A 13,293-nucleotide genomic window follows, 5' to 3' on the forward strand; every position below is an offset into this window, starting at 1 on the left:
AATTCGATGACAGATCAGGGCTGGGCGATGAAAGGAGAGCTCGTACTCTCCTGCAATTGCACGGTTTTCTGCCCTTGCGTGCTGTCGCTTGGGAGTCACCCTCCGACCGAGGGCTATTGCCAGACCTGGGCTGGTTTCCGTATCGATTCCGGACATTTCGGCGAGGTCGATCTTTCCGGCCTCAACCTTGGACTGATCATGGAAATCCCCGGTTACATGAGCCGCGGCAACTGGACCGCGGGCCTGTTCATCGACAAACGCGCCTCGATCTACGCGGTCAAGGCATTGACGAAGATCTTCACCGGCACGGCGGGCGGGACCACATCGCTGCTGTCGATCCTCGTCGGAAAATTCCTGGGTGTCGAACAGGTGCCGATCACCTATGAGACGCGGGACAAGACGCGTATCTTCCAGATACCGAAGATCATAGACGGGGCGGTCACGCCAATTCCGGGCAAGGATCGCGAGAAGGATACGGTGATCAGCAATTCGGAATACTGGATCGCGCCGGAGATCATCGTGGCCAGGTCCGACAAGAGCAAGATGCGGGCCTTCGGCCGCAACTGGAATTTTGCAGGCCGCTCGGCCGAAATCTGCAAGCTGGACTGGCGGGGCCCGTGAGCAAGAACACAACGGCCAGGAAAGCCGCTAAGAAGATCGCGGACCGGATTCCGCGACCCAAAAAGAAAGTCACCTGGCCGCAGGCGAGGGCGTTCTCCGTCCATCTGCTGACGGCGTCAGGCTCGTTCCTTGCGTTCCTGTCGCTGGTGGCGGCGAGCGAGGAGCGCTGGACGGCAATGTTCTGGTGGCTTGGTCTGGCGCTGTTCGTCGACGGTATCGACGGGCCGATCGCCCGAAGACTCGAGGTCAAGGAAATCCTGCCGACATGGTCGGGCGAACTCCTCGACAACATCATCGACTACGTGACCTACGTGCTGATCCCGGCCTTCGCGCTCTACCAGCGCGGCTTCATGGGCGAGGGCCTGTCGTTTCTGTCGGCGGCGATCATCGTCGTCTCCAGCGCGATCTACTATGCCGACACCGGCATGAAGACGAAGGAGAATTTCTTCAAGGGATTCCCCGTCGTCTGGAACATGGTGGTGTTCACGCTGTTCGTCATCGAGCCGGGACAATGGGTTTCGTTCGCCGTGGTGGTGGTGGCCGGCATCCTGACGTTCATCCCGATCAACTTCATTCATCCGGTGCGGGTGGTGCGGCTGCGCCGCATCAATCTCACCATCACCCTTTTGTGGTGCGCCTTCGGCGCGCTTGCCCTTGCACAGGCGGCTCTCGCAGCCTTCTACGACCAGATCGGCGTGCTCGGCGAACAGGTCAGCACTTTCACCAAGATCGGCATCACCGTTACCGGGCTTTATCTGGCCTGCATCGGTGGCATCATGCAGTTCTTTCCAAACCTCGGTGCCAAGAAGACCTGATCGGCCGCTCCCAGAGGAAGCTCAATCCATGTCCAAAGCGATCCGCATCCACGCCCATGGCGGCCCGGAGGTTCTGACCTATGAGGACGCCGATCCCGGCCGGCCGGGAGCGGGGCAGATCCTGGTCAGGCACACGGCAATCGGCCTCAACTTCATCGACGTCTATCATCGCTCGGGCCTTTACCCGCCGCCCGGCGGGTTTCCGCTCATTCCGGGCAGCGAGGCCGCCGGCCTGGTGCTGGAGGTCGGGCAGGACGTCGACTGGCTGAAGCCGGGGGACCGGATCGCCTATGCCGTAACGACGGGCGCCTACGCGCAAGAACGCGTCATCGACGCCAGCCGGGTCGTCAAGGTTCCGGACGGCATCAGCGACGAACAGGCCGCCGCGATGATGCTGAAAGGCATGACCGCCGAGTATCTCCTGCGGCGGACCTTCAAGGTCAAGGCCGGCGATACCATCCTGTTTCATGCCGCTGCCGGCGGCGTCGGGTTGATCCTCGGCCAATGGGCGAAACATCTGGGCGCAACCGTCATCGGCACGGCAAGCTCGAGCGACAAGATTGAACTCGCCAAGGCGCACGGCTTCGACCATGTCATCAACTACAAGGAGCAGGATTTCGTCGCCGGCGTCGCGGCCATCACCGGCGGCAGGAAATGCGATGTCGTCTACGATTCGGTGGGCAACGACACATTTCCGGCCTCGCTCGACTGTCTGAAGCCGCTCGGCATGTTCGTCAGCTTCGGCCAATCCTCGGGGCCGATCCCGCCGTTCTCGATGTCGTTGCTGGCGCAGAAAGGCTCCTTGTTTGCCACCAGGCCAACGCTTTTCGTGTACAACGCAAAACGCGAGGACCTCGACGGCTCGGCGGCCGCGCTGTTCGAGGTGGTGCTCAGCGGCGCTGTCCAGATCAAGATCAACCAGCGCTATGCGCTGAAGGACGCGAGCAAGGCGCATTCGGATCTTGAAGGCCGCCGGACGACGGGGACGACCATCCTGGTTCCCTGAGGGGGGCTGCCTTGGTTTTCATCGTATTGCCGCGGTCGCGGGCACCGTTTGCACGAAAAGCCGGCCTGCTGCATGCTGAGGCAAGGAAGGCTGATCTTTACCCTTGAGTTTCCGCTGAAATTCTTGAAGCTCTTTCAAGTCGGGTGCTGCTTTCGCACAAGAGCTGGCCACGCATACGATGCTTGCGGGAACACAGAACATATCCGGCAATCCGGATGGGAGGCACTTGTGAGTGCAAATCATGATGGGGCGAACCTGCTTGAGGTTCGTGGCCTGACCAAGATATTCGGCACGCTGACCGCGTGCGATCATGTCGACCTCAACATTGCCAAAGGTGAGATCCACGCGCTGCTCGGTGAGAACGGCGCCGGCAAATCGACGCTGGTCAAGATGCTGTTCGGCTCGCTGGAGCCGAATTCCGGCGAGATTTTCTGGAACGGCCAGGCGGTGCGGATCACCAGCCCCGGCGCCGCGAAAAAACTCGGCATCGGTATGGTGTTCCAGCATTTTTCGTTGTTCGAGGCGCTGACCGCGGCCGAGAACATCGCGCTGTCGCTGGATGACGGCTCGCCGATCAGCAGCATCGCGGCGAAGGCAAGGGCGCTTTCCTACAGCTATGGCCTGCCGCTCGATCCGGAATCGCTGGTCGGCGACCTGTCAGTCGGCGAGCGCCAGCGCATCGAGATCATCCGCTGCCTGCTGCAGACGCCTCAGCTCATCATCCTGGACGAGCCGACCTCGGTGCTGACGCCGCAGGAAGCGGACAAGCTGTTCGAGACGCTGGAGCGGCTGCGCGCGGAAGGCAAATCGATCCTCTACATTTCACACCGGCTGGAGGAGGTCAAACGCATCTGCGACCGCGCCACCGTCTTGCGGCATGGCAAGGTGGTCGGTCACTGCAACCCGCGCCAAGAGACTGCCGCTTCGCTCGCCCGCATGATGGTCGGCAACGAGGTGCAGGCCGTGGTGAGGGCGCCGGTAGAGGGGATCGAAACCGCGCAGCCACTGCTCGAAATCCGCAGCCTCAGCCGCAAGCCCGCAACGCCGTTCTCCATTCCGCTCAAGACCATCAGCCTCAATGTCCGTGCCGGCGAGGTCATCGGTATCGCCGGTGTCGCCGGCAATGGCCAGGGCGAATTCTTCGAATCCGTCTCCGGCGAAGTCTTGCAGCAGGATGCCGCCTCGGTGCGCATCCGCGGCAAGGATGCCGGTGGCCTCACCATCACCGGACGGCGTCTGCTAGGGGCAGCCTTCGTGCCTGAGGAGCGTCTCGGTCATGGCGCGGCACCACGCATGAAGCTCTCCGAAAACCTGCTGCTGTCGCGCCATGCCACCGACGGCAAGGCCTTTGTCGGCACTGGCGGGATGGTCAAGAGCGGGGCCGTCTACGCCGCCTCCCAACGCATCATCGAGGCAATGGATGTGCGCAAGAGCGCGCCGGATCCCGAAGCTGCAGCGCTTTCGGGCGGCAATCTGCAGAAATTCATCGTCGGCCGCGAACTCGATCGCCGGCCAAGCGTGATGGTGGTGAACCAGCCGACTTGGGGCGTCGACGCCGGTGCCGCCGCCCATATCCGGCAGGCGCTGATCGAGCTTTCGCGCGGCGGATCGGCGGTGCTGGTTATCAGCCAGGATCTCGACGAACTGTTCGAAATATCCGACGCGATCGCGGTCATGCACAATGGCGAGCTTTCCAAGCCGATGCCGATCGCCGAAGCAACCTTCGAGAAGGTCGGTCTGCTGATGGGTGGCGCCGAGCCCGGCCACGCCGAACATACGCTGGAGACGGCATGATGCGCCTCGAACTCGTCAAACGCCCGCAGCGCTCCGCGCTGTTTTCGATACTGTCACCGTTCATCGCCTTCGCGCTGACGATCATCGCCGGCGCCATTATGTTCGCGCTGCTCGGGGTCAATCCGCTGACGGCGTTCCGGATCTACTTCATCGAGCCGATCAGCCAAGTCTGGCAACTGCACGAACTGGCGATCAAGGCGGCGCCACTGATCCTGATCGCGGTCGGCCTGTCTGTCTGCTACAAGGCCAACATCTGGAATATCGGCGCCGAAGGCCAGTTCATTTTCGGCGCCATCTTCGGCTCCATCATTCCGGTGCTGTTTCCACAATTCGAAGGCCCACTGGTGCTGCCGCTGATGCTTCTGCTCGGCATGGTCGGTGGCGCGGCCTATGCGGCGATCCCGGCCTTGCTGAAGACCCGGTTCAATACCAACGAGATCCTGACCAGCCTGATGCTGGTCTACGTCGCCCAGCTCTTCCTCGACTGGCTGGTGCGCGGTCCATGGCGCGATCCGCAAGGCCACGGCTTCCCGCAGACAATCCAATTCGGCGATGCGGCCACCTTGCCGCAGCTGATGCCGGATGCCGGGCGCGCCAATTGGGGCTTCGTCTTCGCACTCGTTGCCGCAGTGCTGATCTGGATCCTGATGGGCCGCATGCTCAAGGGCTTCCAGGTCCGCGTGCTGGGTTCCAGCCCAAGGGCAGGGCGCTTCGCCGGTTTCGGCCTCAACCGCATGGTGTTCTTCGCCTTCCTGCTGTCTGGCGCGCTGGCCGGTCTTGCCGGCATCTCGGAAGTCTCCGGCGCCATCGGGCAATTACAGCCGGTGATCTCGCCCGGCTATGGCTTCACGGCCATCATCGTGGCATTCCTCGGCCGCCTCAATCCGCTCGGCATCATCGCAGCCGGCCTAGTGCTCGCGCTAACCTATCTCGGCGGCGAGGCGGTGCAAAGCGCGCTTGGCATTTCCGACAAGGTGGCGAGAGTGTTCCAGGGCATGCTTTTGTTCTTCGTGCTCGGCTGCGACACGCTCATTCACTACCGCATCCGGCTGATCGGCCTGGCGCTGACGAAACCGGATGGCGCAGCGAAGCTGGAAGCCGCGCCGAAGCTGAAGGAAGCCCGCTGATGGACATCACCGTCAACATCCTCCTGACCATCGCCACGGCGGCGACGCCGCTTCTCATCGCGGCGATCGGCGAACTGGTGGTCGAACGCTCCGGCGTGCTCAATCTCGGCGTCGAAGGCATGATGATCATGGGCGCGGTCGCCGGCTTCGGGGCCGGTTATCTGACTGGCTCGCCCTGGATCGGCCTTCTGGCGGCCATCGCCATGGGAGCTCTGTTCTCTCTGCTGTTTGCGGTCATGACGCTGTCGCTGGCCACCAATCAGGTTGCCACCGGCCTGTCGCTGACATTGCTCGGCCTCGGCCTCTCCGGCATGATCGGAACGAGCTTCGTCGGCCAGCCCGGTGTCAGGCTGCCCAATCTCGACATTCCCGGACTGAGCTCGGTCCCGATCATCGGCAAGCTGCTGTTCGGCCAGGATCCGGTGTTCTACATTTCGATCGCGCTGACGGCGGCGGTGATGTGGTTCCTGTTCAAGACGCGCACCGGGCTCACGTTGCGCTCGATCGGCGACAGTCATGCCTCGGCGCATGCGCTCGGCATCAAGGTCATCCGCTACCGCTATCTCTCGGTCATCTTTGGCGGCGCCTGCGCCGGCCTTGCCGGCGGCCATCTGTCACTGGTCTATACGCCGCAGTGGGTCGAGAACATGTCCGCGGGCCGTGGCTGGATCGCGCTGGCGCTGGTGGTGTTCGCGTCATGGCGGCCATGGCGGGTGCTGGCCGGCGCCTACATCTTCGGCGCGGTGTGGATCGGCCAGCTTCATGCACAGGCTTTTGGCATTCCTGTGCCCTCGCAGATGCTTTCTTCTCTGCCCTATCTGGCAACCGTCGTGGTTCTCGTTCTAATCTCGCGCAACAAGCGTCTGACGATGATGAACACGCCGGCATCCCTGGGGCAGCCATTCGTTCCGGATCGTTGACAACAATAAAAAGACGGGAAGCTCCAAGGCTTAAACTCAGAGAGGTAACACGATGAAAAAACTGCTTATTGCCCTGATGACCACGACAGCGGCACTTTCGCTGGCTGCGTCCGCAGAGGCTGCCGACAAGTTCAAAGCCTGCTGGGTCTACACCGGCCCGATCGGCGATTTCGGCTATTCCTACCAGCACGACCAGGGCCGGCTCGAGGTCGAGAAGGCGCTCGGCGACAAGGTCGAAACCGCCTATCTGGAGAACGTCTCCGAAGGCCCCGATGCCGACCGTGCTTTCGAGCGCCTGGCGCGCGAAGGCTGCAAGATCATCTTCGGCACGTCGTTCGGCTTCATGGACGCCGAAGTGAAGGTCGCCAAGAAGTTTCCGAAGGTGATGTTCGAGCACGCCACCGGTTACAAGACCGGTGACAATCTCGGCATCTACAATGCGCGTTTCTATGAAGGCCGCTACGTGCTCGGCCAGATCGCGGCCAAGGAATCGAAGTCCGGCGTGGCCGGCTACATCGTGTCCTTCCCGATCCCGGAAGTGGTCATGGGCATCAACTCCTTCATGCTCGGCGCGCAGTCGATCAACCCGAACTTCAAGGCCAAGATCGTCTGGGTCAATTCGTGGTTCGATCCCGGCAAGGAAGCCGACGCGGCCAAGGCGTTGTTCGACCAGGGCGCCGATATCATCGTCCAGCACACCGATTCGACCGCGGCGCTGCAGGTGGCCGAGGAGCGCAAGCTGCACGGCTTTGGCCAGTCATCCGACATGATCAAGTTCGCGCCGCACGCGCAGCTGACCTCGCTGACCGACGAATGGGGTCCGTACTACATCAGCCGGGTGAAGGCCGCCATGGACGGCACCTGGAAGCCCGACAATGTCTGGCTCGGCATCAAGGATGGCGCTGTCAAGCTCGCGCCCTACACCAACATGCCCGACGACGTGAAGGCGATGGCCGAGGCGACCGAGAAGAAGATTGCCGGCGGCTGGAACCCCTTTACCGGGCCGATTGCCAAGCAGGACGGCTCGCCATGGCTGAAGGACGGCGAGGTTGCCGACGACGGCACGCTGCTCGGCATGAACTTCTATGTGAAGGGCGTCGACGACAAGCTGCCGCAGTAAGCGACGGCGACCTCAAATTGGGGAAGGGCGCCGCAGGGCGCCCTTTTTATTCGGCGGGATGCGTTGCGGCGGGGCCCCGGCCGCTGGGCCACGAAAGCAGTAGTGATACAGCACGACGGCGACTGCAGCAGCCAACCTCAGCAGGTCCAGCGTTGCAAAGTAGTTCTGCCTGGCAGGTCTGGCGTCCATGCCAAGCCTCTGCGTTTACGATCCGCAAACCATAAAGCAGGTGGCAGCCAAACAGGGTAAATGGCCGCAACTATCGCCAAATGGGATAAATCCAGCAATTCCAGGAAAAGTGCGTAGCGGTTTTCCGTCCGGAATTGCGCAAAAACGACGACCTGGAGCGGCTCAACGAACCGCTCTGGGTCATGTACTCATAACGGGGCGTTCGGAACGATCACGCTTCGATATCCGCTTGTACACCGGAAGCAGCGTGAACGCGGACATGGTGACTGCGGCGCCCTTGGAGGCCCGAGAAGGGGCCAGAAGGCGACATGTTGCGCCACAACGGCAACGGAGGCCAAACTCTATTTCACGCTGGGTGCAGCCTGTCGTTCGTGGCGTTTCGGTTGCGGCGACGGCATGGTGTCGAAATTGTTCCGGTCGTCACGTCGCGGCTTCGAACCGTCGAACAGCTCCCGCTGGCCCACGATTTCCGCCAGCATGTGTTCGCGAAACAGCCGCACACGCTTGGTGCGTCGGAGATTGGGATGGTAGAGCAGCCAGAGGCCGACATCATGATGCGGCTCCGGGGCGAGATAACGGAGCAGTCGGGCGTCATTGTCGCCCATGAAGCACGGCAGATAGGCGAGGCCCATTCCCTCGCGCAACGCCGCGAGGGTCAACAAAGTATCGTCGACAAAAAAGCTGTGGTCGCGGTTGGGGCACGCGGCATTTGTCCACGACTGGTGGGAGGCGCAGCATTCCACGCCCAGCCATTTCGGCGTCGCACCGGAGCGCAATGAGGCCACATAGTTGCGCTCGCCATAGACGGCAGAGGCGACCTTACTGAGCAACGTGCCGACCAGTGTCTCGTGCGGCGTGTTGGTCTGGCGGATCGCAACATCGGCCTGGCGCTTGGCCAGGCTGACATACTTGTTCGAGACCTGTATGTGCAGCTCGATCTCTGGATATTTTGCGCTGAAGCGCGCGAATATCGGCATCAGCACCGACGAGGCCATGTTGTTGATCGCAGCGACGCGCAGTACGCCGGTTGGACGATCTTCTTCGCCGCCGAGCGCGCCTTCGATCTCCAGCACCTCGACTTCCATCTTGCTGGCAGCGAGCTTGAGTTCCTCGCCGGCGCTGGTGAGTTCGTAGCCCGACGCCTTGCGCTCGATCAGGCGCGTGCCGAGCTTTTGTTCTAGCACCTTGATACGGCGCGAGACCGTCGAATGCTGCACGTTGATCCGTTTTGCCGCGCCGCTGATCGATCCATCACGCGCGACAGCAAGGAATATCCTCAAATCATCCCACTGCATGGCGAGCCCCTGTCCTGTGCAAATTTGCACAAGGCGCGTCGAGATTTCGCGAATTCAGCCCAGGCTTTGCTGCCGCTAACGTAACGTTCCTCCGGGAGGCGATGATGGGACAAAAATAGGCAGATGCCAAGTCTCTCACGCTGGCTATGCCGTGTCCGGGCGCCTTACGGTCAAGATGAATGCCGGGTCGCATGACCCGATCAGAGAGGAGAAACGTCGTGCGCAATACAATCACCACAGTGGTGCAATTCCGGCTGCCACAGCCGATCAGCCTCGAGGAGGCGACGCGTCATTTCGAGTCGAGCGCCCCGAAGTACCGCAGTTTGCCGGGATTGATCCGGAAATATTACCTGCGGGCGGAGGATGGGCGCACGGCCGGTGGCGTCTATCTCTGGGAATCGCGTGCCGCGGCCGAGGCCGCCTACAGCACAGAGTGGCGCGAGCACGTTACGAAGGTCTTTGGCGGCGCGCCTGAGATCACCTGGTTCGACACGCCGGTGATCGTCGACAACGCGGCGCCGGCCAGCAAAGCGGCGTAGCCGGCGAAAGAAGTCGTCAGGATTGGCGCGGGCCGTGCCGTACTGGCGGCCCACCGCCCTGCTGCGGTTACAGCGCGGCAGGGCGTCTGCGGTTTCGAACCAGGCAAGCCGCTCGGCCACGTGCACGTGATCAGACACCGTCGGCGTGTAGCGGCCCGCTACGACCAGCTCGCGCCCAATTACCTCGCATTCGTCCAACTCGCGTCAATACGGCTGTGGCTGCGCGTTAATGATGAGTCCACGGCCTAGACTGCTGAGCCGTAGAGATCGTAAGCGTCGGCGCGATCGATCTTGACGGTGACGATGTCGCCGGCGCGCAGCGGGCGGCGCGACTGGATATGGACCGAGCCGTCGATCTCGGGCGCGTCGTATTTGGTGCGGCCCTTGGCCGAGGTGCCGTGCGCCTCGTCGATCAACACCGGCAGGCGCTTGCCGACCTTCTTGGCGAGTTGCGTCGCCGAAATCTTCTGCTGGCGCTGCATGAAGCGGTGCCAGCGCGCTTCCTTGATCTCCTGCGGCACCTGTTCGAGGCCGAGATCGTTGGAGCGGGCGCCGCGCACCGGCTCGTATTTGAAGCAGCCGGCGCGATCGATCCTGGCTTCGTCCAGCCAATCGAGCAGCATCTCGAAATCATCGTCCGTCTCGCCGGGGAATCCGACGATGAAGGTCGAGCGGATGGCGAGATCCGGGCACACGTCGCGCCAGCCGCGAATACGCTCGAGCGTCTTTTCGCCATGTGCAGGCCGGCGCATGTTCTTCAGCACCCGCGGCGAGGCGTGCTGGAACGGAATGTCCAGATAGGGAAGGATTTTTCCTTCAGCCATCAGCGGGATGACATCGGCGACGTGCGGATACGGGTAGACATAGTGCATGCGCACCCAGATGCCGAGCTTGCCCAATTCCTGCGATAGATCGAGGAATTTCGCCCGCACCTCGCGGTCGCCGAACATGGACGTCTGGTACTTGATGTCGATGCCGTAGGCGCTGGTGTCCTGCGAGATGACGAGGAGTTCCTTGACGCCGGCCTTGGCCAGTTTCTCGGCTTCGCGCAGAACGTCGGCGGCCGGCCGCGAGACGAGATCGCCGCGCAGCGCCGGGATGATGCAGAAGGTGCAGCGGTTGTTGCAGCCTTCCGAGATCTTGAGATAGGCATAGTGGCGCGGCGTCAGCTTGACGCCCTGCGGCGGCAGCAGGTCGATATAGGGATCATGCGAAGGAGGGGCCGCCTCATGCACGGCGGCCATCACACTTTCATAGGCCTGCGGCCCGGTGATCGCCAGCACGTTGGGGTGCTTTTCGCGGATCACGTCGGGCTCGGCGCCAAGGCAGCCGGTGACGATGACCCGGCCATTCTCCGACAGGGCGGAGCCGATGGCATTGAGCGATTCATCGCGGGCGGAATCGAGGAAGCCGCAGGTGTTGACGACAACGAGATCGGCGCCGTCATGCTTGCGCGCGATCTCATAGCCCTCGGCGCGCAGGCGCGTGATGATGCGCTCGGAATCCACAAGGGCTTTGGGACATCCAAGACTGACGAAGCTGACGCGCGGGGCGGACATGGGCAAGGTTCCAATGGATGCGGACCGGAAACGCTGATCCGGCCCGACATCTCGACATATGACGGTTTGCATGGCTCCGGCAGGAGCTCAATTTGGGCGGCGCAATAGCACGGGTTCGGCGATCAGGCAAACCGCCGGCCGGCGCGGTGCTTGCCGCTCAGTGTCCGCCCGACCCGAACCAAGGCTCCAGGAAGGCAAAATGCTCGGGGAATTGCTGCACCGCGCCGTCCAGCAGCATCTTGACCGCGACGTAGAGAATGATCGCCAGACCAATGTAGGCAATCCAGCGGTATTTGTGCAGCAGGCGCGCGACGAAGGATGCGGCAAAGCCCATCAAGGCGATCGACAGAGCCAGTCCGACAATCAGCACCGTCGGATGGTTCATTGCCGCTCCCGCGACGGCAAGGACGTTGTCGAGCGACATCGAAACGTCGGCGATCACGATCTGCCAGGCGGCCTGCGAGAAGGTCTTGCTCGGTCCCTTGCCGGCCCCATCGCTGTCGAAGCCGCCATTGGACAGCGATTCGGTAGCGTCACGCTCCTGCTCGTGGCTGACACGCAATTCGCGCCACATCTTCCAGCAGACCCACAGTAGCAACAGGCCGCCTCCGATCAGCAGCATGGGGCCAATGGTGAGCAGCCATTGCGTGATCAGAGCGAAAAAAATGCGAAGAATGGTGGCGGCCACGATGCCGACGAGAATCGCCCGCTTGCGCTGGCTGGCCGGCAAGCCGGCCGCGGCGAGGCCGATGACAATGGCGTTATCGCCCGCGAGCGCAAGGTCGATGGCGATGACCTGAAGAAGAGCCGACAGGCCCGCGGCGGTAAATATTTCCATCGACCTGGAAGCCCTTCGCCGAGTGTTCGTCGTCGATTGTCGAAACGGGCCTAAAGGGATGGTCCGCTGCCGTCAAGACACAGCACTGGACAACACTGGAAAACCAATTCGTGGCCGTGGCATTACAGGGAATGTTCAGCAACCGCCGGCTCGCGAGCCAACGCGGACCCGAACTCGCGAAAAAACTAATCGTAGAGATTGTACTTTGCCCAGTCGCCTTCCGGGATCTCATCGCCGATTCGGTAGCGGAGCTGGAGAACTTGCATATGGTCCGGTCCCGTCTGGCACTTGAATTTCAGCCGGTACCACTGTCCTTTGCTGCGGAACGCCGCACCCGGGCTCCTGATCGCATCGGCGCTCATCTCGGGCGTCGCGAAGGCGTAGGCGACGACGCGATCGGCTTTGAACTTGCGGTCATCGTGGGTGATCCGATCCAGAACTTCGGCATCGCACCGCTGCTCGAGGCGGGTTTGCGGATCAAGTTTCATCAGCCCGGCACGCAAAGCATTGTCCATTGCGCTGGCCGGGAAGGCCAATATCAGCGACGCCACGGCCACCATGCAGAGTGTCTTCATGGGCGGGACAAGCACCATATTTTGTCTGAAAAATCAACAGAGAGGGGCACTTCATGGCCCGGCAAGTCCCGGCATTCAGGGGGTCGGCGCAATCAAAATCTCGTGTCGGACTTCGTCATGCGAGACCGGGGGCCAACGGACCAGCGAGGCGCGGCCGGCATCCGTGAGATCGTAGAGGCCACGGTCGACGCGCGCGAACCAGCCATAGACATTATGCTGCAGGATTTTCGGCGCGATCGGCGTCAGGACCTTCAGATCGCGCGGCCGTTTGGGACCATCGGCCATTGCGGCCGCGCAGGCGAGGGCGCTTTGGCGGTAAGCGGTCATGATCGGATTGCGCGACCCTCCGCCCGCGACAGGATCGCCGCGGCGGCGCTGATGCTCGTCGACAAGACGGGAGCGGCGTCGCGCGTTCCTGCGCGGCGCAGGCGCGACCGGACTGAGAAGCACCTCGATACGGTCAGTCGCGGTCACGCCAAGCAAACCGAAGCCGAGCCGGCGGCAGAGGTTGCGGAACCTGGCGTCGCTTTCGCGGCCCTTGCCCCGCGCCGACATGCGCGCCGCCAGCCATACTTCGTCGCAAGCCGCCGCGCGGTCGACGCCTTGCAGCACCAGTTCGAGATTGAATTGCAGTTTCAATTCGCAGATGACGACGACCGCCGGCTCACCCTCACGCAGCGCGACGATGTCGCAGCCGCCAATTTCCCCCTTCACGACGAAGTCGAGACTTTCGAGGAACCGCTTCACCGGCACATAGAGTGAGGTCTCGTTCATGTCTCAAGGCTTAGCCGATTCGACGCCAAAAGCCTTCCGGATGTGGAGGCTGGAATTTTGCCGGCAGCGGCCAAAACCGGCTCTTGACGCAGCGTCTGCTGCCACAAGGCGACACGGCAAA

13 protein-coding genes and 1 pseudogene are annotated in these 13,293 nt (G+C 62.3%); 9 read left to right on the forward strand and 5 right to left on the reverse strand.

Going from position 1 to position 13,293, the window contains the following annotated elements; translation table 11 throughout:
- Positions 1–6: 6 nt before the first annotated feature.
- The 7 genes from FJW03_RS09000 to FJW03_RS09030 all read left to right on the forward strand — a co-directional run bounded on the left by FJW03_RS09000 (position 7) and on the right by FJW03_RS09030 (position 7,403).
- A complete protein-coding gene (locus FJW03_RS09000; RefSeq protein ID WP_140760272.1) occupies positions 7–621 on the forward strand; it encodes a DUF1326 domain-containing protein in 615 nt (204 codons plus the stop codon).
- Positions 618–1,436 carry a phosphatidylcholine synthase gene (gene pcsA, locus FJW03_RS09005; RefSeq protein WP_140606913.1) on the forward strand — a complete coding sequence of 273 codons (819 nt, stop codon included), beginning with the start codon at positions 618–620 and terminating at the stop codon, positions 1,434–1,436. Before FJW03_RS09000 ends, pcsA begins: the two co-directional genes overlap by 4 nt.
- A 28-nt stretch (positions 1,437–1,464) precedes the next feature.
- Positions 1,465–2,442: a quinone oxidoreductase family protein gene (locus FJW03_RS09010; protein ID WP_140760274.1), complete on the forward strand. Its 978-nt coding sequence runs from the start codon at positions 1,465–1,467 to the stop codon at positions 2,440–2,442.
- A 228-nt stretch (positions 2,443–2,670) separates the two neighbouring features.
- A complete protein-coding gene (locus FJW03_RS09015) occupies positions 2,671–4,236 on the forward strand; it encodes an ABC transporter ATP-binding protein (protein WP_140606911.1) in 1,566 nt (521 codons plus the stop codon).
- Positions 4,233–5,363, forward strand: a complete 1,131-nt coding sequence (locus tag FJW03_RS09020) for an ABC transporter permease (RefSeq protein ID WP_140760276.1) — start codon at positions 4,233–4,235, stop codon at positions 5,361–5,363. The genes FJW03_RS09015 and FJW03_RS09020 overlap by 4 nt, the downstream gene beginning before the upstream one ends.
- Entirely contained in the window at positions 5,363–6,283 is a 921-nt protein-coding gene (locus tag FJW03_RS09025; protein ID WP_140760279.1) for an ABC transporter permease, read from the forward strand. The genes FJW03_RS09020 and FJW03_RS09025 overlap by 1 nt, the downstream gene beginning before the upstream one ends.
- Before the next feature lie 52 nt (positions 6,284–6,335).
- Positions 6,336–7,403 (forward strand): BMP family ABC transporter substrate-binding protein, encoded by a 1,068-nt coding sequence (locus FJW03_RS09030; RefSeq protein WP_140606908.1) that lies wholly within the window; start codon positions 6,336–6,338, stop codon positions 7,401–7,403.
- A gap of 530 nt (positions 7,404–7,933) precedes the next feature.
- Here FJW03_RS09030 and FJW03_RS09035 read toward each other — a convergent pair.
- A complete protein-coding gene (locus FJW03_RS09035; protein WP_140760280.1) occupies positions 7,934–8,887 on the reverse strand; it encodes a LysR family transcriptional regulator in 954 nt (317 codons plus the stop codon).
- Between the two features lie 218 nt (positions 8,888–9,105).
- Between FJW03_RS09035 and FJW03_RS09040 the strand changes: the two genes are divergently transcribed.
- Both FJW03_RS09040 and FJW03_RS09045 read left to right on the forward strand, forming a co-directional pair.
- Complete coding sequence (locus FJW03_RS09040; protein ID WP_226890620.1) at positions 9,106–9,426, forward strand: YdhR family protein; 321 nt, start codon at positions 9,106–9,108, stop codon at positions 9,424–9,426.
- A gap of 129 nt (positions 9,427–9,555) precedes the next feature.
- A pseudogene (locus FJW03_RS09045) lies at positions 9,556–9,675 on the forward strand (IS5/IS1182 family transposase); the annotation flags it as partial.
- Here FJW03_RS09045 and rimO read toward each other — a convergent pair.
- The 4 genes from rimO to FJW03_RS09065 form a co-directional block, all read right to left on the reverse strand.
- Positions 9,672–10,985 carry a 30S ribosomal protein S12 methylthiotransferase RimO gene (rimO, locus tag FJW03_RS09050; protein WP_140760282.1) on the reverse strand — a complete coding sequence of 438 codons (1,314 nt, stop codon included), beginning with the start codon at positions 10,983–10,985 and terminating at the stop codon, positions 9,672–9,674. The pseudogene FJW03_RS09045 and the gene rimO sit on opposite strands and share 4 nt — an antisense overlap.
- A gap of 157 nt (positions 10,986–11,142) precedes the next feature.
- Positions 11,143–11,823 carry a TerC family protein gene (locus FJW03_RS09055; protein ID WP_140760284.1) on the reverse strand — a complete coding sequence of 227 codons (681 nt, stop codon included), beginning with the start codon at positions 11,821–11,823 and terminating at the stop codon, positions 11,143–11,145.
- 185 nt (positions 11,824–12,008) lie between these two features.
- Positions 12,009–12,416 carry a DUF930 domain-containing protein gene (locus FJW03_RS09060; RefSeq protein WP_181168730.1) on the reverse strand — a complete coding sequence of 136 codons (408 nt, stop codon included), beginning with the start codon at positions 12,414–12,416 and terminating at the stop codon, positions 12,009–12,011.
- 57 nt (positions 12,417–12,473) lie between these two features.
- Positions 12,474–13,172 carry a DUF2161 domain-containing phosphodiesterase gene (locus FJW03_RS09065; protein ID WP_140760288.1) on the reverse strand — a complete coding sequence of 233 codons (699 nt, stop codon included), beginning with the start codon at positions 13,170–13,172 and terminating at the stop codon, positions 12,474–12,476.
- Positions 13,173–13,293: the final 121 nt, after the last annotated feature.

Source organism: Mesorhizobium sp. B4-1-4 (assembly GCF_006439395.2).
GTDB lineage: Bacteria > Pseudomonadota > Alphaproteobacteria > Rhizobiales > Rhizobiaceae > Mesorhizobium.

Excerpts from the sequence above, each read along its gene's own strand:
- FJW03_RS09020 (WP_140760276.1), top strand. The coding sequence starts at position 4,233 with ATGATGCGCCTCGAACTCGTCAAACGCCCGCAGCGCTCCGCGCTGTTT.
- FJW03_RS09035 (WP_140760280.1), bottom strand. The coding sequence starts at position 8,887 with ATGCAGTGGGATGATTTGAGGATATTCCTTGCTGTCGCGCGTGATGGA.
- FJW03_RS09030 (WP_140606908.1), top strand. The coding sequence starts at position 6,336 with ATGAAAAAACTGCTTATTGCCCTGATGACCACGACAGCGGCACTTTCG.
- FJW03_RS09025 (WP_140760279.1), top strand. The coding sequence starts at position 5,363 with ATGGACATCACCGTCAACATCCTCCTGACCATCGCCACGGCGGCGACG.
- FJW03_RS09060 (WP_181168730.1), bottom strand. The coding sequence starts at position 12,416 with ATGGTGCTTGTCCCGCCCATGAAGACACTCTGCATGGTGGCCGTGGCG.
- FJW03_RS09055 (WP_140760284.1), bottom strand. The coding sequence starts at position 11,823 with ATGGAAATATTTACCGCCGCGGGCCTGTCGGCTCTTCTTCAGGTCATC.
- rimO (WP_140760282.1), bottom strand. The coding sequence starts at position 10,985 with ATGTCCGCCCCGCGCGTCAGCTTCGTCAGTCTTGGATGTCCCAAAGCC.
- FJW03_RS09010 (WP_140760274.1), top strand. The coding sequence starts at position 1,465 with ATGTCCAAAGCGATCCGCATCCACGCCCATGGCGGCCCGGAGGTTCTG.
- FJW03_RS09000 (WP_140760272.1), top strand. The coding sequence starts at position 7 with ATGACAGATCAGGGCTGGGCGATGAAAGGAGAGCTCGTACTCTCCTGC.
- FJW03_RS09065 (WP_140760288.1), bottom strand. The coding sequence starts at position 13,172 with ATGAACGAGACCTCACTCTATGTGCCGGTGAAGCGGTTCCTCGAAAGT.